This is a genomic window from Ensifer sp. SSB1 (genome assembly GCF_016652895.1).
In the GTDB taxonomy this organism is placed as follows: Bacteria; Pseudomonadota; Alphaproteobacteria; order Rhizobiales; family Rhizobiaceae; genus Ensifer.
The window spans coordinates 1-25,117 of sequence record NZ_JAEPRP010000106.1; the positions used below are offsets into that span (position 1 = coordinate 1).

Here is a 25,117-nt window from a genome sequence, read left to right on the forward strand (position 1 = left end):
GTTGACCGCTTTGGCGACGGGGCCGATCTCCGAAGGCAGGTCCTCCGCGTCGATGGGTGTCAGATCACCGCTGCCGCGCGCTTCGATCTGCGAGCGGAAGGTCCGAACCGGGGTCATGGACAGCCGGACAATGACCCAGATGCCTATCAAGCCGAGCGGGACAATGACGGCGAGCGGCAGGCTCAGCCCGAGCAACAATCGTCCGGCGGTCGTCCGGCGATGCGACAGGGGCTCAGTGATGGTGATGGTCAGGTTCTGCTGGAGGGTCGCGTCGGAGTAGAGGCGGTGCGTCGGCGTCGTGGCAAAGCCCATCCCGGAAAACGGCGGGAATGCAGCGAGGTCGGCGCTGTGCGATCGCAGCAGAACCTTGCCCGCCGCATCGCGCACGACGTAGGTGAAATACTCGTCGTGCTGTCGGAGCGTGGCAACGCGCTGTTCGGTGTCGTCGGTATCGCGGCCGATGATCTCGATCGCCGCAAGCGGCAGGATGCGTTGCGCCGTCTCTTCGAGGGCGCTGTCGAACACCTTGTCCATTTCATGGCGCAGCATCTGCGCGGTCACGACCGCGGCAAGTGCCCACAACACCGTCAGCCCCAGCCCCAGCCATAGCGACAGCCGCCATTGCAGGCTTCTGGGCCGCATCATCTTGCCGTTCCAAGACGATACCCGATGCCCCGCACCGTATCGATCGCGCCGTGGCCGAGCTTCTTTCGCAGTCTGCTGACGTGAACCTCGATCGTATTGCTCTCGACCTCTGCGCCGAACGCATAGAGCCGGTCTTCGAGCTGCGCCTTGGTCATCGCGATGCCGGGCCGCTGCAGAAATGCTTCGAACAGCGCCCATTCGCGACCGGTAAGCTCGACAGGGCGCGCGCCGTGCATCACGGTCCGGGCGGCGAGATCGACGCGCAGATCGCCGATCTCGATGAGAGGATTCGGGTTGCCGCTGTATCGCCGCGCCACGGCATTCAGCCGCGAAGAGAGTTCCGACAGATCGAACGGCTTGATCATGTAGTCATCGGCGCCGGCATCGAGGCCCGCGATGCGGTCGGAGATCTGGTCGAGCGCCGTCAGGATGATGACCGGCGTCACGCTGCCCTCGGCTCGAAGCTTTTTGAGAAAGACGATGCCCAATCCGTCCGGGAGCATCAGGTCGAGCAGGATGAGATCGTATGCCGCGCTTTGGAGATGTTCGCGCGCCGCATCGAGCCGTGTCACCCAGTCCACCGAGTGGAGGGTCGCGACCTGCTCGCGCACGGCCTTTCCGAGGATTGCATCATCTTCGATCAGTAGAACTCTCATCCCAAGGTCACCCCGACTCGCCATCCTCCTACCTAGCGTCCGATGCTGTCGGTTTGTTGAAGACCGGCCCAACGCCGCTTCAGGCGTTCGTCAGGAAAGCGTGCCATGGTTCCCCCGAAAGCGCGTTGATCAGGAACAATGAAACGATGAAACATTTGCTGGCCGCGATTCTCGTTCTGGCGTTCTCCGGTCCCGGTATCGCTAAGGCTGACGACGACGATTGCCATGTCTCGATGGATCGATGGAAGCCGCGGGAAGCGGTCGAGACAATGGCCGCCGGTCAAGGCTGGGCCGTTGCCAGGATCAAGATCGACGACGGCTGTTACGAAATCCGGGGAACAGACCGGAACGGCCTGGCTTTCAAGGCCAAGGTCGATCCGGAAACCCTCGAAATCGTCAAGTTCCGGCACAGGGATCGCGATGACGACCGTCACGGATCGAGGCGTCAGCGGCCGCCAGCCTCGGAGAACGACGCCGTAGGTGGGACATCCTCCAACACCCTGCTCGGGGCGACCGTGCGGCCCAAAACCACCATCAAGTAGCAGTCCCATCTCGCTGTCGCTCAAGCACTGCGACCGTCGCAAGGAGATTCCGCCATGCCTCATGATCCGGCCCGTTATTCCAGAAGCATGATCGTCATCCACTGGCTGACGGCCCTGCTGATCCTCGGGGCCTGGCTGACCTCGACGGGAGGCCGTCATATGGCCGAAAACCCGCCCTTGCTGCATTTCTCGTTCGGGTTGGCCGTGCTCGTCCTGGTGCTTCCGCGCTTGATCCTGCGCCTTGTGGGCGGAAACCCGGACGCGCCCCAGTCCAATGGCCGTCTCGCCCTTGCCGCCAAAGCCGGACATGCGCTGCTGTATCTCTTCCTGATTGCCCTGCCGTTGAGCGGTTGGTGCGCTGCCTCGCGCCTCGGTGTTCCCGTTTCCTTCTTCGGCTTCCAGCTTCCGGCGATCACCGAGCGGGTGCAGGGCGCACCGGGCCTGATCGCGGACATTCATGAGAATGCCGGCACGATCATCCTCTACCTCGCCGGACTGCATGCCGCGATGGCGGTCTGGCACCAGTACGTCCTGCGCGACGGGACGCTGCAGCGGATGTCCCCACGCTGACGCAGTGGCAGAAACACGCGCCCGAACGGAGCGTGGCTGGCTGCCGTCTTGTTCAGTCCCCGGAGCTTTCGCGGCTGGCCTGCCGACAGGCCGGCCGCTCCTGCATCTGCGGACCTGACCGTTTCCGATGCTTCCTGACGAAGTGCTGACGGAAAATCCCGATGACCGTCAGGCAGCCCTCAGGCGTCTTCGCCACAGTGACGAGGACGGGTCGGCGCTCTGTGACGACCCGGACACCGTTTCCTCGCAAAAGGCAAGCCGACATGAAATCGCTTCTCTCAGTTCTCGCCATGACAACCGCCCTCACGCTGCCCGGCCTCGCCATGGCCCGGCCGGTGACATTGACCACAACGCTGACCAACTATGGCGGCGACGGCGCGTATCTCGCGCTCTATGTCACCGATCCCCAGGGCAAATATGCCGGCACGCTCTGGGTCGCTGGCGGAAAGTCCAAATATTACGAGCATCTTTCGGGTTGGTATCGCGCCACTGGCGGCCGCGCCGGTATCGACGGCATTACCGGGGCCAGCGTCGGTGCGGGGCGCACCCTGGAGATCTCGCTCGACCTTGCCGATGCGCTTTTCGACGCAGGTTACACGCTGCATGTCGACGCAGCCGTGGAGGACATGCGTGACAGCCCCAACGAGGTCGCCGTTCCCCTGACGGTTGCGAGCGCGAAGACGCCCGTTCGCGGTCGACGCTACGTTTCGACCGTTGCCTACTCCTTCTAGGCGGTGAAGGACATGATTCGTGTCATCCATCGCTGGCCAGGCCTTCTGGCCGCTCTTTTTCTGCTGGTCTTGAGCCTTAGCGGTGCAGCACTCTCGCTGTTTCCCGCCGCCGAACGGTTGTCCGCCCCGCAAGCCGAGGCAGGGCTTTCCGTCGCGACGCTGGCCGGGCGCATCCTCACCGTCCACCCTCAGATAGAACAGATACGTCGCGCGCCCTCCGGCAAGATCACCGCCTACTGGTTCGAGGATGGGGTGCCTCAGGCCGCCCTCATCGATCCCGCAACAGGGCTGGGTGTCGCCTCCAGCGATCCGAATGCTGTCTTGCAGTGGCTTACCGGCCTGCACCGGTCGCTCTTTCTCGGTGACGGCGGGCGCATCGCAGGGGCAGTGGGCGCTGCCGCCATGCTGGTCCTGGCTGTGTCCGGCGCCATGCTCGTCGCACGCAGGGCCGGCGGCTGGCGGCGATGGTTCGCGCCGATGCGCGGGCCGCTCGCTGGACGATTGCATGTCGAGATCGCGCGCTTGACCGTCGCGGGCCTCGTCTTGTCCTCGGTCACCGCATTGTGGATGACGGCGTCGACATTCGATCTCCTGCCCGACACGGCCACATCTCCCGTCGCCCACATCGAGGCGAGCGGCCGGGCCGGCATGGCCGCATCGCACATGAATCTGCTGAAACGGACACCGGTCACCGAACTGCGCAGCCTGGCGTTTCCCGACCCGGCCGATGCGACGGATGTCTTCACGCTGAAGACCGATCGCGGCACGGGCTATCTGGATCAGGGCACCGGCGTGCTGCTGGCCTGGAGCGACCTGACCGGATGGCAGCGCCTCTCGGAGACCATCTATATGCTGCATACCGGTCGAGGCGCGGCCGCCTTGGGCCTCGTGCTCGGCATGATGGCGCTCGGCTTGCCGGCGATGGCGGGCACCGGCCTCATCCTGTGGCTGGCGGGTCGGCGCGGGCGCCCCCGAATTCACGGCAATGTAACGGCTGGACGTGCAGAAACGATGCTGCTTGTCGGCAGCGAGAGCGGAAACACATGGAGCTTCGCTGCGACGCTGCACGCCGCACTGACGAAGCTCGGGCAGGCGGTTCACACCGCGCCGATGTCGTCTTTCGATCCTGAGCGTTACCGGCATGCCCGGCGCATTCTCATCCTTGCGGCAACCTATGGCGATGGCGATGCGCCCACTTCGGCGCGGGGGTTCCTCGATCGCCTGCAAGCCCTGCCGGCAGAGCCAGCCATTCCAGTGGCCGTGCTCGGCTTCGGTGACCGCAGCTTCCCGGCCTACTGCGCTTTTGCCCAGGTCGTCGCGAGGACCGCCGAGGCGCGAGGGTGGAGCACGCTGATCCCATATGACACCGTCGACCGGCAGTCACCGCAGGAATTTGCCCGTTGGGGACGATCGCTGGGTGAAGCGATGGGGATCGGGTTGGAGCTTGTCCATCGGCCAGCCTTGCCGGCGGCCTCCCCGTTGACCCTCGTTTCGCGACGCGAATACGGCGCAGAGGTGCAAGCTCCGACCGTGATCCTGCGGTTCGCGCTACCCAAAGTCCCGTTCTGGCATCGGTTGGCCGGGCGTGGCTTCGGTCGGTTTTCGGCAGGCGATCTTCTCGGCGTGCTGCCCGAGGGCTCGTCCGTTCCCCGGTTCTACTCGCTGGCTTCGGGACGGTGCGACGGCTTCATCGAGATCGTCGTGAAGAAGCATCCGGCGGGGCTTTGTTCCGGGCAGCTCTTCAATCTGGAGCCAGGATGTGCCGTTCGCGCATTCATCCGCAGCAATCCGGGCTTCCATGCCGGCAGGAGCAGGACACCGCTGATCCTGATCGGAGCTGGAACAGGGATAGGGCCGCTGGCGGGCTTCGTGCGTGCCAATGCGCGCCGCCGTCCGATCCACCTGTTCTTCGGAATGCGTCATCCTGCCAGCGATTTCCTCTACAAGGACGAACTGACGTGCTGGCGCCGCGAAGGGCGCCTTCACCGGCTCGTCGGGGCGTGCTCGCGCGGGCGGATGCCGCGCTATGTCCAGCACGCCCTCCTTGAGGAAGCCGCCCAGATGACGACCCTGATCCGTGGGGGCGCGAGAGTCATGGTCTGTGGTGGGCGCGATATGGCTGTCGGCGTTTCGGCGGCGCTTGCCGAGCTTCTAGCGCCAGCCGGATTGACGCCGGCACTGCTCAAGGCGGAGGGACGCTATGTCGAAGACGTCTACTGATCCGATGAGGCACACGCTTAACGGACCGACCATGGGAACGCGCTGGTCGGCGCTGTTCTACACCGCGGCAGGGTTCGATCCAGAGCCGGTTCGGCACGCTCTTCAAGCGGAAATGGACGAGGTGGACGAGCAGATGTCCACCTGGAAGCCCGACAGCGCTCTGATGAGGTTGAACGCTGACCCAGTCGGCGACTGGATCGAGGTCCCGGCTCGTCTGGCTGACGTGCTGCATCTTGCGCTCGAAATCGGCCGCGCGTCCGGCGGGGCCTTCGATATCGGCGTGGGCGATGCGGTTGGCGCCTGGGGTTTTGGCCCGCACGCGGCCGACCGGACCCTGATCCAGAAGGCACTCGCGACACCGCGCCAACCCACCCATGCCGCGCTCGAACTCGATCCTGTTCGCGCGACGGTGCGAAAGCGCGCGCCGATCACCATCGACCTCAACGGCATTGCCAAGGGATATGGCGTCGACCGGCTGGCCGCGATCCTCGCGCGCTTCGGCATAACTTCCGGCCTCGTGGGAATTGACGGCGAGATGAGGGCAATCGGTTTGCGTCCCGACGGTGAGCCTTGGAATATCGCCATTGAAAGTCCCGACACGGCCCGTCGAGCGCGGCATTCCATCCTCGCCTTGCAGGATGCTGCGGTCGCTACCTCTGGCGATTACCGGCATTGGACTGTCGTGAACGGTCGCCGTCTCTCACACACCATGGATCCGCGCCGCGGTGCGCCGCTGCTGTCGTCGCCCGCTTCGGTCACAGTCGTCGCACGAACCTGCGCTGAAGCCGACGCCTGGGCGACCGCGTTGATGGTTCTCGGTCCGACGTCCGGGATCGAGCTTGCCCAGCACCTTGGCCTCGACGTGCTGTTTCTTCTGCGCGACGCCTCTGGTCGAGTCCGGCCAATAGCGACAGGGCCACTTTTTTAGGCAGGCTGGGAGACCTGTCGGAGGGTTCCTGAGGTCTATCGGCAAAGATTGAAACAATCGCACAATTCGGACTGACGGGACCGGAAAATGGCCGTGCCTCCTGGTGGCGGGTGGACTTTGGCCAGCCATTCTTGTCCGGGAACGCCGCTCCACACCAATGCGTCGGAGAACGACCTGCGCAGCCTCGTCAAGCGCAAGATCTCCGGCGGCACGATGAGCGCGATGGTCGTGTGGCGCGCGACACCATGCTCGGGCTGATGAAAACCTGCCGCAAGCTCGGGCTGTCGTTCTGGCACTATCTCGGCGACCGCCTGCAACTCGACGGTCCGCCCATCCCGCCGCTGGCCACTCTGGTCGCGGCTAAGGCTTGAACACGGCTCTCCACTTTGCAAACAGCCCCGGCAAGGAGAACTACCTTGGGTCAGCGTCGATGCCACGGACATGTGTGCACAACGCCGCAAGACTGCTCCGATCTCGATGACCGAAAACCACCGTGCTTCCGCGACTCAACCCGTCTGTCCCCAAATCTGCCCCGGTTACCCTCCTTGGCGCGGCTCCTCGGCATCGTAGGCAGTCATTGACCATCTGTATTAACGTTTTAAATTCCGCCAACGGAAATTAATCAACAGAATGCTTCCGTCACGCAGACGTTAATTTTCGCGCCCAATCACTATCGATAGGTTCTCAGTATCGATAGTTAGCCATCTGAGCTTGAAATCTTGCCATTGTCGGTCGCCCTGGATCGGTGGATTTGCCTGGAAATCCGGGCTTTTCAGCCGCTTTTCAACCTTGTTCAGCGGACTCATCCGCCTTGATCGAATGGACTCGCTGGATCCGAGCGGCCGGCGGAGAGCCGTCCGCCAATCGACTTTTCCATCTCCTGGCCCACCTGAAACGACAGGGCGCGACCCGGTCCCCTTCGAGCGGGCCGATTTCCGGCCTTTTCCGCCACAGAAGCCCGCTGGCGCGGTTTCTTGGCCGCTTTCGGTCCGTCGGTCATCCGCACCGCCATTTCGAGTCTGGAAGCCCTCTGTTCATACCATAAAACACGCTTGCAACCGTCCCTTTATCAGCGCGTTTCTTGTTTGAACAACGATCCCGGAATCGGGGCTAGAACCCACGACAGTATTTTGAGGGATCAAGGGATCCGTCGAATGAGGGCAAGTCCGGTGAACAGGAAAACACCTGATTCCGTGGAATCAGCGAGATAGAATCCGCTCCATTAGCGCAACCGACAAGCTAAATCTGTTACCCAAACCCTGCCGCGAGGCCCGGGCAACAGCCCTATTTCGCTCCCCGTTTTGCTCCTCCGCCCGCGGAACTGTGGCTTCAATTGAAAAATTGCCATCATTGCATTATATGCAATCAATGATGACTGGAGGCGATTTAATGGCCAGCATGACCATTCGCAACATCGACGATAGACTGAAACAGAGGCTGCGCGTTCGCGCAGCGATCCATGGCCGATCGATGGAAGACGAGGCCCGTGACATCCTGAAAATGGTGTTGGCGCAGCAGGAGACAACGGCAGGAAACCTCGCTGGCGCGATCCGCGCGCGCTTGCAGCCGCTTGGCGGCGTCGAACTGGAACTCCCCGCGCGCGAGCCGATCCGTGACGCGCCGGATTTCTCTGCGCCATGATCGTTCTCGACACCAACATCATATCCGAGCTGCTGTTGCCGGCGCCGGAGCCCGCAGTTGTCGATTGGCTTACGGGCCAGCCTCCTGCCGCCATCTTCACGACCACGATCACCGAAGCCGAAATCCTGTATGGACTACGCCTGCTTCCCGATGGTCGCCGCCGGCGTGACCTTGAAGCAGCAATCTTGCCGATCTTTGCCCACGATCTCGCCGGTCGCGTGCTGCCGTTCGATCGGGAGGCCGCAGACATCTATGGCTCAATTGCAACGGAGCGGCGCAAGGCGGGTCGCCCGATCAGTCAATTCGACGCCCAGATCGCCGCCATCGCCCTTTCCCGTGGCGCAGCCCTGGCAACCCGGAATGTACCGGATTTAGAGGACCTCGGCTTGGTGATCATAAACCCGTGGCAGGACAGGTAGGGTGGCAGGACGCCACAAATCGATCGTAGCCGAGGCGATCCTTCATCGCGCCGAGCAGCTCGACGCCCTGGACGCCATCCTGCCGTTCGACCGTCGTGATCAGCTCGCCGCCCTGCTGACCGACGACGACGTCGCCACCCTCAAACACCTCGCCAGCGAGGGCATGGGCGACAACACGCTCAGGGCGCTTGCGTCCGACCTCGGCTATCTCGAGACCTGGTGCCAGCTCGCCACAGGCAGCCCCCTCCCCTGGCCGGCGCCGGAAAGCTTACTGCTGAAATTCGTCGCCCATCACCTGTGGGACCCGCTCAAGCACGCGGAAGATCCCAGCCATGGCATGCCGATGGAGGTGCAAAATGGCCTGCGGTCCCAGCGGCTTCTGCGCGCCGACGGGCCGCATGCCCCCGAAACCGTTCGTCGCCGCCTGACCAGCTGGTCGATCCTCACACGCTGGCGCGGCCTGACAGGCGCCTTCGACGGTCCCGCGCTCAAATCGGCGCTGCGGCTTGCGGTTCGCGCCAGCGCCAGGCTGCGGCAACGCAAGAGCAAAAAGGCTATCACCGGCGATATCCTGGCGAAGCTGCTCGACGCCTGCGCGGGTGAACGTCGGGTCGATCTTCGCGACCGCGCCTTGCTTCTGACCGCTTTCGCCTCCGGCGGCCGTCGCCGATCGGAAGTGGCCGCGCTTCGTGTCGAGGATCTCATCGACGAGGACCCCGTGCAGGCCGATCCAGCCGACCCTGGCTCCCCTCCCCTCCCTTGCCTATCTATCCGCGTCGGCCGCACGAAAACGACGACGCGTGATGACGACGAACGGGTGGTCCTGATCGGCCGGCCGGTGCTGGCATTGAAAGGTTGGCTGGAGGCGGCCGGCATCGAGGGCGGGCCGGTGTTTCGGCGCATCGACCAGTGGGAGAACATTGATCGCCGGGCGCTGACGCCGCAATCCGTCAACCTGATCCTGAAAGGCCGTTGCACACAGGCGGGGCTCGACCCGACCTTGTTTTCGGCGCATGGACTGCGGTCAGGCTATCTCACCGAGGCCGCCAACCGAGGCATTCCCCTTCCGGAAGCGATGCAGCAGTCGCTGCACAAGTCCGTTACGCAGGCGGCGCGCGATTACAACGACGCAGAGCGCAAACACGGACGGGCAGCACGGTTGGTTACCTAGCGCCATCAGCATCGGCCCGAGCGAAAACCCGCAGCCGCCGGCTGAGTTAATGTGTCCTGCCCCGCTCGAGAGTTTAGGTTATGATGAGAGCTGCATTTCGGCCAGAGAGGCCCGCTGATGCGGTTTCGTCACAGGCTGCGAGCATCCACTCATCCGCATCCACACTTGGAGTCTGGCGGGCTTCCATTCGCACCATAAAACACACTTGCAACTGAGCTATTTCTCACGCATTTCTTATTTGTACAAACCATTTCGAAACGGGGCCGTGAAAAGCGCGATGGCCAAGCGACAAACAGTTGAAGTCCTGGAGCCTCTCAAGCGGCTGATCGGCTATGCCCGCGTGTCGACCGACGACCAGAATCATGATGCCCAGCTGGACGAGCTGCGTGCCGCCGGCTGTGATCGGATTTATCAGGAGCACGGCTCCGGGGCATCGCGCGCTCGCCCAGTATTGACCAAGTTGCTTGGCGAGCTTACCGCGGGCGACGTCCTCGTCGTCGTCCGCCTCGATCGTCTGGCCAGATCAGTGAGTCATCTCTTGTCGGTGATCGAGGACCTCGAGGGGCGCGGGGTGCATTTCCGGTCGATCCGCGACCCGATCGATACCTCGACGCCACAGGGCATGTTCTCTCTCCAGGTCCTCGGCGCGGTGGCGCAGCTCGAAAGAGCGCTGATTGCCGAGCGCACCAAAGCAGGCATCAAGGCGGCGAAGGCGCGCGGTAAGCTTCCTGGAAACCCCGGCCTGCGAGAACGGCGACCGGAGGCGATCAAAGCAGTCTCCCAAGCACGCGAGAAACTCTATCTCGATGAACTCGTTGCGTCCGCACAGACGTGGTTGCCGATGGTGCGGCAACTCCGGCCTCAGCACAGTTGGGACAATGTCGTGCGCGTGCTCAATCGCCGCGGTCACGACTGGACCGTCGAGCGCCTTCGTCGCGCCGTTCATCGCCTGGTCCGCGAAAAGCTCGCGGAAAAAGAACTCCTGGCCCGGTCCCCTCGCCGCCCCCCCGAGGACCATTTGATGAAGCTGGTGGCGGCGATCGCCATTGCCCATCCCGATCTGTCGCTACGCGACATCGCCGCTCAACTGGATCAGATGGGAGAACGACCTGCGCGCGGCGGCAAGAGATGGCAGCCCTCCTCCGTCCGCAACCTGTTGGACGAAGCTCACCGGTTTGGCCTCATCCGCCGCTGAAGGCACGATTCATTGGGCGACCGATTGCGCGCTTCCTCTCGCTGCCGCTGTTTGCCGGCATGGACTTCCAGGCTTGACTTTAGAGGGTCTGCAGCGCCAGGCGCCGGTAGTCGTTATCGATCGGCAGCTTTAGCTCAGTGTTGTCTGTCTGGACGCGGCGACGAAGACCTAAAACGAAAAACTCTATCGCCAAACCCGGCACGAACTGCGCCTGCTTCCAGGTGGCGGCGGCGCGCTGGCAACTCGTTATGTGCCGGATTTCGAGGGTGTCGGTTTGATGGTCGTCAACCCGCGGACGACCAGGTAAGGTGGTGGACGCCGCGAGTCCCCCGATATTGCAGCCCAGGTCGTCCTTCGTCGCGCGAGCAACTCGGGGCCCTCGACGGCATGCTTCCCTTCAACCGCCGGGATCAGCATCCGAAGAAGGCACCGCGACGCTCAAGCACTGGCAAGTGAAGGCATCGCGTTTGCCTCCGATCTCGGCTTATCTCAGCCTGGTGTTAGCTTGCCACCGGCACTCCCCTCCCCTGGCCAGCCCCCGAGGGCCTGATGCTGAGTTTCGGCGCGCGCTGCCTCTGGGACCCAATCAAGCGGGCGGAAGATCCAATTCGCGGCGCGCCGGTGGAGGTGGAAGCTCGCTTGCGTTTGCAGCGACTGTGCGTGTCAACGGGCCACATGCCCTCGGGGGCTATGCGACGCCGGCTGACGAGCTGGTCAATTCTTACTCGTTGGCGAGGCTTTAGCGGTTCCTTCGACGGCCGCGCACTCAAGTCGGCGCAGCGGATTGCTGTCCCCGCCGGCGCCCGGCCGCGGCAACCAAGGAGCAAAAGGGCTGTCATCGCGAATGTGCTTGCACAGGTCATGAAGGCTTGTGCCCGCGAGCGCTTGGTCAATCTACGAGATCGGCGCTGCTTCTGACCGCTTTTGCTTCCGGTCGCCCGCCGGCGACCCGAACTGGGAGCACTGCGCATCGAGGCCTAACCGACGAGGGAGCGGTGCGCGCCAGCCGTAAGACCTCGCCTCCCCTCCCCGTCATTCCGACTCCGCCGTACCAACACAGCGACAAACATGTCATCTTGGTTGGTCGGCCGGTATCGGCGCGGCCAGCTTCACGCACAACCTACGAAATCCAGCTTGCACGTAAAAACCCTGACAGCTGTCAGGGTTTTGGTTTCCTCCCGTATATTTATAACCTACCTGACCGAACCCACCGACTGCGGCCTTCCCTCCACGAGGGCATGCCGCAGTCGTTGCACAAATCGGTAACGCAAGCGGCGAGCTACTATAACAACGCGTTCAGAACAAATGAACAAACAGGTCCGGTTGATCGTTTGGTGACTAACCGCCAAAGAATGCGTCAGCCCGCTTCTCAAACTGATGCCACTGTTCCGGTTCCAGTTCCGTTTCCACCTCCGATTTGTCGCGTTGATCGTCGGCCGACCCTGCCCTCCACCACGCTTCGGCGCGCTGCATCAGCGCCACCATCTCCGCCTTCAAACGATGCGAGCGCTCCAGGTCCCCGGCATGCTCGGCGTTCGAGCGGGGATCGTAGAACAGGCCGATCGCCTCGCCGGCTGCGTGTCGCGCCGCCTCCAGTTGTTCTTTCAGGCCCGCCAGCTCGGCTTTTGCTGTAAAATAGCGTTTCATCAGCGCGATAAGCGCGCGGTCACTGATGCTCATTTCCACGATCCGTCCTCCGTCCAACTCCGCGCGCACCCTGACTTGCCGGGCACCTTCTCGATCCTCGAAGCAAACGGCACACCGTTCGCTATGGTAACGTCGTCAAATCGGGCAAAAGTCGATGGTATCTTACCGTGGCGGACCTACGTGGCCCAAGAGAAAAGATGATCGATGCGGCACGGAGAAGGCGAAGCGGGAGGCCGGCCGAGTTCTTAGCAATGTGTCCGGGACGAAGATGCCCGCCGCGCCCTTCTTGGTCCTTTCGCCGATCGCGAGGGTCGCGCGCGTATAGAGAAGCCGGTGCATCGCACCTCTCGCCCGCCTTTATCGGCGCAATTCAACCTTGCCGGTACGATCAGGGCGCCGGTGTTGACGACCCCACACGGCGTTCATGGCGATGCCTGTACGTTTTCGCGCTGAATCGAAGCCAATAGCCTTGCCTCGGACAACCGGCTTGAAAGCATCACGGCTCTGGGCGAGGCCGGCAGCAACGAGCGTCCCGTTGGCCGAATAGCAGCAATCTGATCGTCCGAGCGGGCAGGGGAGTAGAAGGGCGGTCCTGCCGCCTTCCCGAAAATTAGTTGGACAGGCCACTGGCTAGAAAGGCAGTGTAGTTGCAAGATCCGCGAGCGGGGGCATCCAGGTGCAAGTTCAGAAACGACTGTCGCATGCAGTTCCAGTGCTTTGTGCGCCTCTGCTTGTCTTGCTGTCAGCGACGGTCGCACCAGCGCAGCAAGCCGATGTGGCGTTGGCGGTCGGCACAATCTCCGATGACAACTATCCCGGACGGGAGTTTGCTGGCAACGGTCTGGGTGAGGCCATCTTACACCATCTTCTCACCATGCTGGACGACGGCGGGGAGTTTGCGTGGTGCGCGGGAAAGGTCGTCGAATGGCGCCGGATCGACGAGGTGATCAAGGAACAGAAGTTTCAGCAGTCCAAGTATGCCGACCCGACCACAGCGATAAAGAAGCTGGGTACGGTGATGCCAGACTTTTTGATTGGCGGGCGTATCACATTCGGCGCCGGGAAAGCCGACTGGACCATAGAGACAAGAACGAACCCCGATGGAGACATTGTCGACAGCTTCACCGGCTTTTCAGACGACGATGCGTATCTGGACGACGCTGCCCGGATTGCCGAACATGTATTGGACAAGCGTTGTCCCGGCCCGTGGACGGTCACCGGTGGCGGAGCCCGGATCAAGGTGAGTGGAACTGTGGTGAAGCTGAACGAGGCGTTCCAGGTTGTCGGCAAGTTCCCCGGCGGCACTGCGGATTTCGTCTACACGCCAACGTCGCGCTCTGGCGGGACTGTGAAGTATGTGCTTGCGGGGGGCGGTTTTTCAGGCGCCGGCAGCGGCACTTATAAGATCGGTCCATCCGGCGACGGATCTACGCTGACCATCAAGCAAACCACCAAAGGCTGCATCAACGGCGTACCGGGTTCGTGCAAGACCAACAGCGAGGTGCTGACGCTGACCCCGGTTTCGCGTTGACGGTCTGCTGTGCGCGCTGTTCTCAGGCTAGGGCCATGAACTGCCTGGCGGTGTGAGCCCAGGGCAGCAGGTCATCAAGCTGGCTCTGGCCCACGCGATATCGTTGGGCAGTTGGATGCAATACCAAAGCTGCCACTGGGCGAGGGCGGAAGTGGCGGTCATCATGCCTTCGGGATCTTCTTGATGAGGCTAGGCGTTTCGGCCTCACTCACCCATGAAAGCTGAGCTAAGGACGCCAGGTTTCGCCACTCCTGGCTCATGTCTAAGCCGGCGGGAAATTAAAGCGACGTCGGCTTTCTCGCAGTGGAAATCGCGACGGGACCATCGAACCAACGCGCGCCTGCGTAGGCGAGCCTCCTCTAAAGCCGAGAGTCTCAACAAAACCCTGACAGATGTCAGGGTTTTCAGTGATTACGCAGGAGCCGTTAAAGCGTTTTGCTCACTCAGTCAGGATCCTTCGAAACCGCGATCATGGACGAGTTCCGGCTCGTTCCCGCAGAACTCACTAGTCCTAGCGTATTCAAAATTCCGACAAGCGATTGACCTGATACGGGTGGCGATGCAGCCATTTGCATCAAATCCAGCAAGCGCTGGTCACCCAATTTTCGCGGGCGATGGCAAGATTTCGTGCTCGTTCGCATTTCAGTAGCCGGCTCACAAGTCGCCCGTGCGACGACGCGGGTACAAAAACCCTGACAGCTGTCAGGGTTTTGGCGACCAAGCGGCGCCCCGAAAGCGCCAATCTCTTTGACCAGCGCTAGTCCCCGCTTCTCGAAAAACTACTCAAATCAACCACTCGACCGGACGTTAGGCCCTAATCCTGTTCAGCCGCGATACTTCACGGCCGGGAAAGCATGGCAGACCTCAAACGCAGCAAGTCATTGAAAATGGGCGCGCGGGTGCTGTAATTGCCTCGAAGTTGCCGGCCGGCAATATCGACACAATGCTCTTTATTATCAGTATCTTAGTCAATTTCGCCTCGCGGGTAGATACGCATCCAGAGGAATTTAATCGTGCGCCGACCGCCTCAATGCTCATGAACAAGTTCCATGTTAACCCTCGAACCTGACTTTCGGCATCGACGGAATTTCACATTCATTCAATGCTTTGCGCCTCTTCGGAAGAAAGACGAGGGAATGATGAACTGTCAGACTTGATTTCATGGAGCCATCGCTCGTCCACCGATCCGGCGGCAACGAGTGTCGCTAGCCACGATCTACAAAGCCGGGGAGGGGACCCTGCTTCTTCGCCAGGTCAGCCGACAAAGTTTCGACCGACTTATGAACTCGGTTACGCGCGTCAGCAGCTTCCCCGCTGGCTTCTTCGCGTTCCTTCGAGTTTCTGACGACCAACCGTGCTCGCGATCCTCATTCCTGCTGCCCCGCCTGCTTAAGCAGGATGCTGTTCAGGAGCTGACTTGGCGTGGACCATGCGCAATTCCCGTCGCTCACCACCGCGGCTCCGCCCCCTTTTAAGACGGATCATCACAAAGCTTTGGCGTCTCGGCTGAGCTGATCGCCTGCGCGCCAACATCATCGTTGACGTTTGAGTTTGGCTATGCGGCGCTTTGGAGCTCGTTCACGTCACCAGTTTGCGCACCGAGTATTGCGGCTCCCGCCATCGTTGGGTCTCCATGACCGCCTCGAAGCACCGAATGGCATCCCAGACGTCAACATATGACGTGTAGAGCGGCGTGAAGCCAAACCTAAGAATATCGGGCGATCGCAAATCTCCTATCACACCCGCGTCGATCAGCACCTGCATCATCGGCCAGGCGTGTTCATGCATCAGGGCGACTTGGCTGCCGAGCTCCACATGGGAGAGAGGTGTGATGATACCCTGGGCAGATGATTAAATACAGGGGCGTCGGGTTGGCGGTGAGAGCCTGGGCGTCCGTTGCCTGTTTCAAGGGGCCGGGCATCGCAACTACCCTCGACGCGCCGTGCGATTCCTGACCAAAACTCGTCTGTCCGCGTCGAACGGTCTCCGGAGCGATGTGCCCATCGCCATCAAAAAGACGTCGGCAGCGCAAACCAGCTTCCACGTCCGCCGGCATGCCATCGCTCGGATCCTCCATGCGCTTGTCCAGACCCGAGAGATGGTGGGCGAGACTCTGGTGCGCCGGCCAGGGGAGGGGAGGGGAGGCCAGCGCCCGAGGCGCGATTCGCCCATGCCTTCGTTTGTGAGATGCTTGAGCGTCGCGACGTCGTCGGAAGGTACCCCTCCGGTAACGCTTGCAATTACCCATAAGTAGCTGAGTCTTTTACGAAAAGCTTTCGCTGAAATCTTGAATCGAAAGAATCACTTGTGATTCTGTTCGGAGCACCTGATTCGTTTAAGGCGGTGCTTTATGTCGGTTCGAGACGATGTGATGGCTGGTAATGACGGCCATTGGAGCAAGCAGGAAATAGACGCGGGGTCTTTCAAAGATGCTCGCCTTGGCCGACGCTGCTCGGAGCTTTTACGGCAGCTTGGGGAGCATATGGGCGGTTCTATTCCTTTCGCCTGCCAGGACTGGGCCAATACAAAAGCGGCGTATCGCTTTTTCTCCAACCCGAATGTTGAGGAAGGCGATATCCTCAACGGCCATTTCGCCGCGACCGCTCAACGCTACGATGCTTCCAATGGTCCGATCTTGGTGCTGCAGGACACGACCGAGTTTACCTATCAGCGCCGCAATCCGCATGCCGTTGGCTTTACGAAGAGCGTCAACAGTGGCCGTGACAAACAGGAGCGGCTGCGCCACCATACGGTCTGCGGGATATTGATGCATTCGAGCCTTGCGGTGACCTTGGATGGCCTGCCCTTAGGGTTGGCGGCCGTCAAGTTCTGGAGCCGCGACAGGTTCAAGGGCACGGCCCAGCTCAAACGCAAGATCAATCCGACACGTGTTCCGATCGAAACCAAGGAAAGCATTCGGTGGCTTGAAAATCTGCGCCAATCCGTCGGGCTTCTCGGTCAGCCAGACCGATGCATTCATGTAGGCGATCGCGAAAGTGATATCTACGAACTCTACTGCCTGACCAGGGAGCTTGGCACGCACTTCGTCGTGCGCACCGTCGTCGACCGGCTGGCTGGCAACGGGGATCACACGATATCGGCTGAAATGCGCGATGTTGAAACTGTCGGCCGGCATCTCATCGAAGTTCGCGCCGATACCGATGAGGTCACCAAAGTCCACCTGGATATCCGCTTCAAACGGATCCGGGTGCTGCCGCCCATCGGCAAGACGAAGCGATATCCTGCTTTGGACCTTACCGTCATTCACGCGGTGGAGCCCAACCCTCCGGCCGGCCGCAAGCGCATCGAGTGGAAGCTACTGACCGATCTTGAGGTGCATAGCTGCGAGGAGGCAGTGGAAAAAATCAAATGGTACGCGATGCGCTGGAAGATTGAGGTCTTCCATAAGATCCTCAAGTCCGGTTGCCGGGCTGAAGATGCAAGATTACGAACGGCCGATCGACTGGCAAATCTCGTCGCCGTGTTCTGCATCATGAGCTGGAGAGTGCTCTGGTTGACAATGCTCGCGCGCACTGCGCCCGAAACACCGCCAACCGCGGCTCTCACCGAACAGGAAATTGAAATCCTCGATCAAATAGTCAGCAACGCAGGCAACCGGCAGGCCACGCCGGGATCGCTAAACTTCTACCTCACCAAACTCGCTCGTTTGGGTGGTTATCTTGCAAGAACATCAGATCCGCCACCGGGAAATACGGTCGTCTGGCGCGGCCTCAGCCGACTGACCGACATTCGCCTCGGAACCGAAATAGCAGCGACGCTCAGATGTGGGTAATTGCAAGCTTCGCCGGACGGTTACGTTGGAAGGCATGATTTCGCCATTGCACGACTCCGTCAGCTGCAGAATTGCGCAATTCTGTGGTGTCGATCAGACCAATCGAGCGAAATCCTTTCATTGTATCGATTGCAGCTTTGGGTCTCCAGGATCACCGGCTTCTTCTGGTTGGCCGCCTTTTTCGGATGCTCCAGCAACGGCCGCGTCCTGGGCCGTGGACCCATAAATCAGTCGGGCGGACGACTTGCCGACGTCCGCCATGCACAAAAAGCGACCGATCTTTGTCGCGCAGCCAAAAGAAGCAATGGCCACAAGCCGAAGTTACCTCAAATTGCTCGCAAGGGGCGCATATACTGCTCCGGAAGCCCCGCCTTCCTTAGGGCATCAACCAAGTGTTGCTGAGCTTCAGGGCGTGCGTAGTGCAGTACCTGTGTCACATTCCGAAGCGATAAATCCGGTTTCACCAGCTTCACCTCGGCGATCACCTCACTTGCACCAGTTAAGTCGCCCAATTGCGCGCGCGCGGCGGCTAGGTACAAGAGGCCGCAGGTACGTTGTACAGGGGCACTCTCGAGCGCTTCGACTGCGTCAGCATACCGAGCAAGGTCAAAGAGCGTCAGGCCGCGAACCGCTGCAAACCAATCCGGCACGAAGGGACCCAAGCCTATCGCGGCATCGATTGTGGCCAGGGCAGCGGCCGGCCGGCCGCTGGCGCGCTGCCAGTTCGCGTAGTCGCCCTTAATCTGTATATCGGCGGGATTGAGTGTCAGCGCCCTGTCAAAATGTAAGCGTGAATGGTCATGGTCGCCTGTCCAAAGGTAGTACAGCGCCCTTGCCCAATGAGACGTGGCGTCGTTGGCATCCAGTTCCAGCGCTTGTTTCGAAGCGCTCTCAGCCTTGGTCATCTGATCATCGTCGAGCACAATGATGTTGCTGATGGTAAGAGCTATCGCGAGCCAGGCATGCGCAAGTGCAAAATGCGGATCGACGGCAATTGCCCGCTCAAGTAGGGGTACGGCTTCGGCATCACGCTGATGGTCACATAGATTGCGGCCTTGTAACAGACAGTCATAAGCCGACCAACTCGTCGTTGGTTTTGCACGAGCTTTTGCTGCTTCCGCATCGTACATGCGGCCCTCCAGCATTGTTACGATTGCGGCCACTACAAGGTCCTGGACAGCGAAGATATCCTGCGCATCGCGATCGTAGCGGTCGGCCCAGACGTGAGTGCCGGTTATGGCATCGACCAACTGGGCTGTGATGCGTATTCGGTCACCCAGTTTGCGTAGGCTACCCTCAACGACATAGGCAACGCCCAATTCCCGCGCTACTTCGATAGGACTTTTTCCTTTGTTGGCAAAATGAAACGACGCGTGGCGGGCTACTACGGATAGGCCGCGAAAACGGGCGAGTTCTGTAATGAGATCCTCGGTGATCCCATCGGAAATGTACTGTTGCCCGGGATCACCACCCATGTTGGTAAATGGCAGTACTGCTATGGACGGTTTGATACGTTCTACCGCTGTTGCTCGCACGGATGTTCCTGTTGGAGCTCCCAGACTATAGACCCGGACCGGCTGGCCGATATTCTTGAGTTGCTGCTCGCCCATGTCTTCAAACGAGAGATCAAGGCGACTTCCTACGTTGTCATGAACCATGCCGGTGACTGCAATGCCGCCCGCCGGGGCAAGTCCCTCGATCCGCACAGCGACGTTCACGCCTTCACCGAAAACATCGCCATCCTCAGCAATCACATCCCCCAAGTTGACGCCAATGCGGAGTTGGATGGCTCGGTCCTCTGACAGCTTCGTGTTCCGCGCTGCCATATCCTTCTGCAATGCTACTGCGCAGGCCACCGCCTTCACGACGCTGGGGAATTCCGCAAGAAAGCCATCCCCCATAGACTTAAACAGCCGACCCTGGTGCTCGGCGATCCTGGTTTCGATCACTTCGACGCGGAGGTTCCGCACGGCCGTCAAGGTGCCGTCCTCGTCCATGCATATGAGTCGACTGTAACCGACTACATCGGCGGCAAGGATGGCAGCCAGACGGCGCTGAACGGACCTCTCAACCACGCGATAGTGTCCCTGTTGGTCACCTGGGCTCCCTTGCAGAGTCCGGTTGATGACACGATAGCACAGCCGCGACTGGCCGTAACCAGTTGTCCCGGGGCGAAGCCGGGCTGCTACGCGTCATGTCTGCTGGGAGTCATTTGCGACCGGGTCGAGCCAGCGGCAAGTCCGCTATGCCGGCGGGTTGACGGCGCTGCCCGAGACGTGACTCAAGCTCCAAAACCGCAGCTTCGAATCATGCGCTACGAACTCAGCGATTGGGACCGCCATCAGACCGTTGCTCCTTAGAAAGCCTCGCGGCATTCAGCGCGAGGCGCATGGGCGAACATTCCGCCGAAAACGCAATCACAAAGACCCTGCTTCAGCCCGTGTCTGTATCGCGCGCGCAACTTGGTCGAACGGTTCTTCAACAAAATCAAGCAATGCCGGCGTGTTGCGACCCGATACGACAAACTCGCGGCCAACTACCTGGCCATCGTCAATCTCGCATCAAACCGCGTCTGGTTGCTGAGTGCTAATGCTTCGCCATCGCTTTTTTGAACGGCCCGTATGAACGCGATTTGTACAGCGGGCAAACCTACAAATGAAATCCCTCGGAAGCTCGGTAATTCGCAGAAATGGAGTCGGAGCGTCGTTTCAACCGGACGAATCCAAGAGGCAAGCTCGATGCAATTGATCGACCTCTGTTTAAGGCTACGTTCGGAACGCAGAGTGCAGAGGGATAGCCGTCCCTTCAAAGAGACGGCTATCCCGTTTTTCGCCCGGCAGCCGTTGCTGCGGTACCGACATCACGAGGCTTTCCGGTGCTCACCGGTCCTCGAGCGCAACAGCGCCATCAGCACAGGCCCCAATGAAAACTCGCCGCGCCGCGCTCTCGCCGTCAAATCGCGCAGATATCCCCCGGCCGAGTTGATATGCCCGGCTCGCTCAAGGATACAGGCCATCACGACGGCAGCATTTTCGGATCCCATCGTCTCGCAGGCATCCTCATAGGCGGACGGACTGACCGCCAGTGTCGTTCTCACCACCACGGCCGCTTGCATCAGGTCACGCCAACTCCCGATCGCACCACCCGGCCCATAGTCCGCAATCGTCGGGCACGCCTGCAGCACCATCCCCAGCGGGAATGCCTTCATCGGCTCGCTCGGCGGTACGGCCGTCTCGCTCAGCTTCGCCCCCAGCTCATTTCTAGAGCTAGGTTCAAGTTCATGTGTAGATTCGGGGTTTGAATTCTGTTTGTGCCGCTCAGTTTGATCAGGATTGCCGCTCAAATTTTGAGATTTCACACGCATTTCCAGCAGGTTGGAGACCTCTTCCCTCAGCATCTCCAGTTCTTCCATGATTGGCGTGATCGAGGTCGCCGTTGCGACGCGCGGAATAGAGACGACCAGGCGCCGATAATGCTCGTGGATCGCTTCCCAATCGCCGCGAACACCCTCTTCGAGAGCCACCTCAATCAGCTTGCCTATATCACGGCGGCATATCGTCAGACGTTCGCGAAGACGGCGCAGTTGCAATCGTTCCATTTCGATCTCTGCGGCCATTTGCTGGATTTCGCTAGCCCGCGACAATAATGGAGCAAGTGAGAACCCGTAGGCCTCATCGATGCCGCCCGCCCCGTCCTTGCGGGCATACCGTTTGCCGTTGGGGCTGTCGCGGCGCGAAAGCAGCCCGGCATCGACAAGGGCTGCAATGTGACGCCGCAACGTTGCCTCCGCCATGCCATGAGCACGCAGTGAGAGCTGCATGTTCGACGGAAACACGATGAGGCCGTTTTCCTCAGAAAGGGTCGTTTCCGGATAGAAGCTCAAAAGGGCGTTCATGACCGAAAGAGCTCGTTCGCTGATGCCGAGCCTGGGCTTGGCCTCGCAAAGCGCGCGGAACAGTTTCCACTTGTCAGCAGATGTCTCGGGCGCGATGTCACGCGACATATATTGGCTTGCCAACATGCCGAGCGTCATCGACCGCCGCCCGAAGGGCGTCGTCACATTTCCACCTTGCATCTTCTTTCACCTACCTTCAGGCAAAAGACGTCCGCTCACCCGTTCCGATGCCAAAGACTCTTGACTGTGATTCGTGGAAATGCGATTCTCAGGCTGCTAAACGATGAGAGAGGCTTCCACGACGGCAACGTTTGGGGGCCTTTTTCTTTTGCGGTGTTCCTTTCCGTATTCCCTTATCGAATGAGTCCCCTGACAGCTGTCAGGGTTTCTAGCCTTTACGTTCTCGAGAGAAGCGTTCAATGAGGGCCGGCAACTCCTTGCCGACGAATTTCACAAACTCCAGGCCGAGTGGGCCATCGGCGGAAATTCGAAGCTCCTTGGGCGAGATCTTCCAGGCACCCAGCTTTTTTCCGGCCGTGTCCGCCAGCTCGTTACTGTTCTCCGGCGGGCGGCTCGACGGCTTTATTGCCTCGAAAGCTTGCTGGAAGCGTTGATCCGACACTGAGACGCCGTCACTCGCTTCCGCGAGTACCTGACGAACCATCGCTAAAGATCCTGGATCGCTTGCTATCGTCTTCGCGAACTCTATCCATCGCGGTCGACCTATCTTGGGCGCACGCCCAATCGCCTCGATCACGTCGGCAGGCACCGCCCGATAAACGCTACGCATTCGAGCGAGCTCTGCATCCGCAATCGAGAGCGCCGCGTAGATGTTGCGCGCCTTGATGCCGGCATCGTCCATTCGCGAGGCAAACAGTGTTCGCTCGATCCAAGTCAAATCCTGTCGGTTCGCGTTCTCGATGCCTTGTGCGACGACTAGATCCAGGTCGGAAATATCAACCTCAAGCGCGCGAACCGTCCGGCCAAGCTCCTTGGCAGCACGCCAGCGCCGATGACCATAGACAACCTGGTAGCGGCCTTGAAACGACGGGTGGCGTCGGACTTGAACCGGTACTTTTTGTCCCTCGGACTCGATCGAACGCTTAAACGTTTCAAAGTCGGTGGCGTCATCATCCGCCAGCCGGTCCGGATAGGGGGAAGGGTCGATAAGCGCAGGATCCAGGTCAAGGATCGCGCCCCCGCCAGCCTCGACGATCGCCTTCAATCGATCGCGCTCGGCCCTGATATCATCGATAGCGCGATGTGCAGCACCGACAACGCCCGCGCCGACACGCGGTGAGGGGGCAGCAGGCGCCGGTTGCGGGTCATCTGCGAGCTTGTTTTCCAATTCCGCGGACAACAGGCCGAAGCTCGCGACAATTGACTTGCGAGAAGACTTGCTCATGTCCGTCCCCAGCTGTCGTTGACAAGGCGGATAATCGCTTCATTGACCGCGTCGACGGCTTCGCGGGCACGCTTATGGGTATCGCGGCCAATCTGGCCCAATTCGAGTTCGTATATCGAACGCTTCGCCAAGCCGGCCGCTTCTACCGCGGTGCTTTCGATGGCTGTGGGCAGGAGAACGTCGGTCCCGAACATATGCCGTAACATTGCGACGACTTGCGACTGCGGGGCATCGTTCGGGTCATGCCGCGTCACGAGATATCGGATGAAATCCTGGTCGAGCTGGGCGCCACTTTCATTCAAGACGCTGATCAGATCGCCCATCATCAGCAAGAACTGGCTCATGGATGCCACATCCAGCATGGCTGGGTGAACCGTGATCACCATGCTCGTGGCAGCATAGATCGCGCTCAGGGTCAGGAAGCCAAGGGACGGCGGCGTATCCAGAATGACGATGTCGTAGTCGTGTTCGACCTCCGCCAATGCAAGCTTCAGGCGCTCGAAGAAGATCGCGCCGGAACTCGACTTATTCGCCAGGACACGAGGGGTTTCGTGCTCATACTCCATCACTTCGAGATTGCCGGGAACAAGATCGACGCCATCGAAGTAGGTTTTACGAATGATGTCCCTGATCGGACGCCGCTCGGCATCGTCGTAGCGAAGCGCGGCGTAGATCGTTTCGTTGGCGCCGACATCGATCTCCGGCTGCGCTCCGAACATGGCAGAGAGCGATGCCTGGGGATCGAGGTCGAGCGCTAGAACGCGATAGCCTTGCAATGCGAGATAGTGAGCAAGGTGAACACACGTCGTCGTCTTGGCGCTACCGCCCTTGAAGTTCGCTATAGCGAGAACCTGGAGGTGCTCACCCGGGCGGCGGCGAGGCAGGAAGCGGAGCGATTCCGCAGGCTTTTGCTTCGCAAACAGCTCACGAAGCTCGTTGATCTGGGCGAGCGTGTAGACCCGGTGGTTGTTCTCAAGGCGGCTTGGCGTCGGCCCGCGCCCCTCGGATGACATCAGCTTCAGGGTAGAATCCGGTATGGATGTCAGCTTCGAAACTTCGTTGGTGAGAAATGACCTCAAGGTCTTTTCGGATTTCGGCGGGTACATGCGGGTTCGCAACTGCTGCAGCTGGCTCGACAAAAGGCCGGCGTGCCGCAAGATCTTGGCGGCAGCATCTTCCTTGAGTTGAACGTCAGTTTCTGCGCGTCTAGCTATCGCCATTTTTCCCTCTTGGCGGCCTAAAGCCGGTTTGCCGACCATTGCCCGCCAAGAGCTAGAACATGATTCCCTGACATCGTCCAGAAGTTTAGGATTAACAGAGTCTAACCCACCGCCGAAAAACGACCGGCGTAACATCGCAATTTTCTGTTTATCTACCGTAGCTTAGCCCAATTCTCCATCCCTTCTGAACCCCAATTGTTCTCCTGTGAATCCTGCAACTTTTGCACATTTCGCGTGCAGATTCCTGACCAATTGGGCTGCGCCACTCCCTCTGAAGTCGTCGAAACTACAACCCCGACCCGATTCGGAATCCTGTTGATTTCCCTCGGACCCAAAACGACAGAAGAATTCAGGCAGCCAGGAAAGCCAACTCCGCCACCGTCATTGCCAACCGCACGCCAGTGCCTTTTGCTGGAAGAAAGACCTGGGAGTGAATGATGCCGGCAGGCACGATTCCGAGCAGTTCTAAGAACTCTGGCGAGAAGTCGCCGGTATCCGAGAAAGCCTTCAGGCTGGGGCGAACCTCTCTACAGCCAAAGGTCCTGCCGCCGTAACCGTGCTTTACCATCTACTCTTGCTGCCACTCAGGCTGCGGCAAGTCCACGCTTCTGCGCGTGATCGCCGGGATGGAGAAACCGGTCGCGAACCATTGAAGACGGATGGGAAGGGGTTAAGGCATCATTCCTTTATTGCTCGCCGCCTGGCAAACCTTGCCATGGGACATTCATGTCAGAAATCCGCCACTAAGATCCAGCCGTTCCCTGCTCAGCGCCCATTCTTAGACGATCGAAAACCCCCTGACGGAACTCAAACTGCCGGGCAGTTCCTCGCCCCATCGAGTTCTTCACAATCGTCTCGGTCAGTATGCCTCGCTCAACAAGCGGATCGACTGATTCCGCCACGGCATT

Annotated in this window: 21 protein-coding genes and 3 pseudogenes; 13 read left to right on the plus strand and 11 right to left on the minus strand. The window is 60.4% G+C overall.

The window, feature by feature from the left end:
* Both I8N66_RS23595 and I8N66_RS23600 read right to left on the minus strand, forming a co-directional pair.
* A partial coding sequence (locus I8N66_RS23595; RefSeq protein ID WP_291158641.1) for a sensor histidine kinase N-terminal domain-containing protein occupies positions 1–645 on the minus strand: 645 nt, incomplete at its 3' end.
* The gene (locus I8N66_RS23600) at positions 642–1,301 is read right to left on the minus strand and encodes a response regulator transcription factor (RefSeq protein WP_060581926.1); all 660 of its coding nucleotides are present in this window, start codon (positions 1,299–1,301) and stop codon (positions 642–644) included. The genes I8N66_RS23600 and I8N66_RS23595, both read right to left, overlap by 4 nt.
* Before the next feature lie 146 nt (positions 1,302–1,447).
* Between I8N66_RS23600 and I8N66_RS23605 the strand changes: the two genes are divergently transcribed.
* The 10 genes from I8N66_RS23605 (at position 1,448) to I8N66_RS23650 (ending at position 10,718) form a co-directional block, all read left to right on the plus strand.
* On the plus strand, positions 1,448–1,843 hold the full coding sequence (locus I8N66_RS23605; RefSeq protein ID WP_112597211.1) for a PepSY domain-containing protein: 396 nt from the start codon (positions 1,448–1,450) through the stop codon (positions 1,841–1,843).
* Positions 1,844–1,897: 54 nt separating this feature from the next.
* On the plus strand, positions 1,898–2,413 hold the full coding sequence (locus tag I8N66_RS23610; RefSeq protein ID WP_060581928.1) for a cytochrome b: 516 nt from the start codon (positions 1,898–1,900) through the stop codon (positions 2,411–2,413).
* A 263-nt stretch (positions 2,414–2,676) separates the two neighbouring features.
* Positions 2,677–3,144, plus strand: coding sequence for a DUF2271 domain-containing protein (locus I8N66_RS23615; RefSeq protein WP_060581929.1), 468 nt, complete (start codon positions 2,677–2,679; stop codon positions 3,142–3,144).
* 12 nt (positions 3,145–3,156) lie between these two features.
* On the plus strand, positions 3,157–5,364 hold the full coding sequence (locus I8N66_RS23620) for a PepSY domain-containing protein (RefSeq protein WP_060581930.1): 2,208 nt from the start codon (positions 3,157–3,159) through the stop codon (positions 5,362–5,364).
* Entirely contained in the window at positions 5,345–6,292 is a 948-nt protein-coding gene (locus tag I8N66_RS23625) for an FAD:protein FMN transferase (protein ID WP_060581931.1), read from the plus strand. Before I8N66_RS23620 ends, I8N66_RS23625 begins: the two co-directional genes overlap by 20 nt.
* Before the next feature lie 230 nt (positions 6,293–6,522).
* A complete protein-coding gene (locus I8N66_RS23630; RefSeq protein ID WP_246802821.1) occupies positions 6,523–6,663 on the plus strand; it encodes a hypothetical protein in 141 nt (46 codons plus the stop codon).
* A gap of 1,018 nt (positions 6,664–7,681) precedes the next feature.
* Positions 7,682–7,933, plus strand: a complete 252-nt coding sequence (locus I8N66_RS23635; RefSeq protein ID WP_113535836.1) for a plasmid stabilization protein — start codon at positions 7,682–7,684, stop codon at positions 7,931–7,933.
* Positions 7,930–8,352 (plus strand): type II toxin-antitoxin system VapC family toxin, encoded by a 423-nt coding sequence (locus I8N66_RS23640; protein ID WP_291158654.1) that lies wholly within the window; start codon positions 7,930–7,932, stop codon positions 8,350–8,352. Before I8N66_RS23635 ends, I8N66_RS23640 begins: the two co-directional genes overlap by 4 nt.
* Before the next feature lies 1 nt (position 8,353).
* On the plus strand, positions 8,354–9,523 hold the full coding sequence (locus I8N66_RS23645; protein ID WP_291158657.1) for a tyrosine-type recombinase/integrase: 1,170 nt from the start codon (positions 8,354–8,356) through the stop codon (positions 9,521–9,523).
* A 277-nt stretch (positions 9,524–9,800) separates the two neighbouring features.
* A complete protein-coding gene (locus I8N66_RS23650; RefSeq protein WP_291158660.1) occupies positions 9,801–10,718 on the plus strand; it encodes a recombinase family protein in 918 nt (305 codons plus the stop codon).
* 1,338 nt (positions 10,719–12,056) lie between these two features.
* Here I8N66_RS23650 and I8N66_RS23655 read toward each other — a convergent pair.
* Positions 12,057–12,398 (minus strand): hypothetical protein, encoded by a 342-nt coding sequence (locus tag I8N66_RS23655; protein WP_291158684.1) that lies wholly within the window; start codon positions 12,396–12,398, stop codon positions 12,057–12,059.
* A 643-nt stretch (positions 12,399–13,041) separates the two neighbouring features.
* Between I8N66_RS23655 and I8N66_RS23660 the strand changes: the two genes are divergently transcribed.
* Complete coding sequence (locus I8N66_RS23660) at positions 13,042–13,896, plus strand: hypothetical protein (RefSeq protein ID WP_291158664.1); 855 nt, start codon at positions 13,042–13,044, stop codon at positions 13,894–13,896.
* Between the two features lie 1,578 nt (positions 13,897–15,474).
* Here the strand turns inward: I8N66_RS23660 and I8N66_RS23665 are convergent.
* Positions 15,475–15,684 (minus strand): hypothetical protein, encoded by a 210-nt coding sequence (locus I8N66_RS23665; protein WP_291158667.1) that lies wholly within the window; start codon positions 15,682–15,684, stop codon positions 15,475–15,477.
* A 169-nt stretch (positions 15,685–15,853) separates the two neighbouring features.
* Positions 15,854–16,107 (minus strand): annotated as a pseudogene (locus I8N66_RS23670) (integrase); the annotation flags it as partial.
* 160 nt (positions 16,108–16,267) lie between these two features.
* Between I8N66_RS23670 and I8N66_RS23675 the strand changes: the two are divergent.
* A complete protein-coding gene (locus tag I8N66_RS23675) occupies positions 16,268–17,689 on the plus strand; it encodes an IS4 family transposase (RefSeq protein WP_291158670.1) in 1,422 nt (473 codons plus the stop codon).
* Between the two features lie 326 nt (positions 17,690–18,015).
* Here I8N66_RS23675 and I8N66_RS23680 read toward each other — a convergent pair whose 3' ends face one another.
* Positions 18,016–19,764, minus strand: coding sequence for an adenylate/guanylate cyclase domain-containing protein (locus I8N66_RS23680; RefSeq protein WP_291158673.1), 1,749 nt, complete (start codon positions 19,762–19,764; stop codon positions 18,016–18,018).
* A 306-nt stretch (positions 19,765–20,070) separates the two neighbouring features.
* Here I8N66_RS23680 and I8N66_RS23685 point away from each other — a divergent pair.
* Positions 20,071–20,301, plus strand: a pseudogene (locus I8N66_RS23685) (transposase); the annotation flags it as partial.
* Between the two features lie 248 nt (positions 20,302–20,549).
* On the opposite strand, the gene repC reads toward I8N66_RS23685, so the two are convergent.
* The 5 genes and pseudogenes from repC to I8N66_RS23710 all read right to left on the minus strand — a co-directional run.
* The gene (gene repC / locus I8N66_RS23690) at positions 20,550–21,764 is read right to left on the minus strand and encodes a plasmid replication protein RepC (protein WP_291158677.1); all 1,215 of its coding nucleotides are present in this window, start codon (positions 21,762–21,764) and stop codon (positions 20,550–20,552) included.
* 208 nt (positions 21,765–21,972) lie between these two features.
* Positions 21,973–22,989 (minus strand): plasmid partitioning protein RepB, encoded by a 1,017-nt coding sequence (gene repB / locus I8N66_RS23695; RefSeq protein WP_291158679.1) that lies wholly within the window; start codon positions 22,987–22,989, stop codon positions 21,973–21,975.
* Entirely contained in the window at positions 22,986–24,248 is a 1,263-nt protein-coding gene (gene repA, locus I8N66_RS23700) for a plasmid partitioning protein RepA (protein WP_113535856.1), read from the minus strand. Before repA ends, repB begins: the two co-directional genes overlap by 4 nt.
* A 310-nt stretch (positions 24,249–24,558) precedes the next feature.
* A complete protein-coding gene (locus tag I8N66_RS23705) occupies positions 24,559–24,777 on the minus strand; it encodes a hypothetical protein (RefSeq protein ID WP_291158681.1) in 219 nt (72 codons plus the stop codon).
* Between the two features lie 175 nt (positions 24,778–24,952).
* Positions 24,953–25,117: pseudogene (locus I8N66_RS23710) on the minus strand (MarR family transcriptional regulator); the annotation flags it as partial.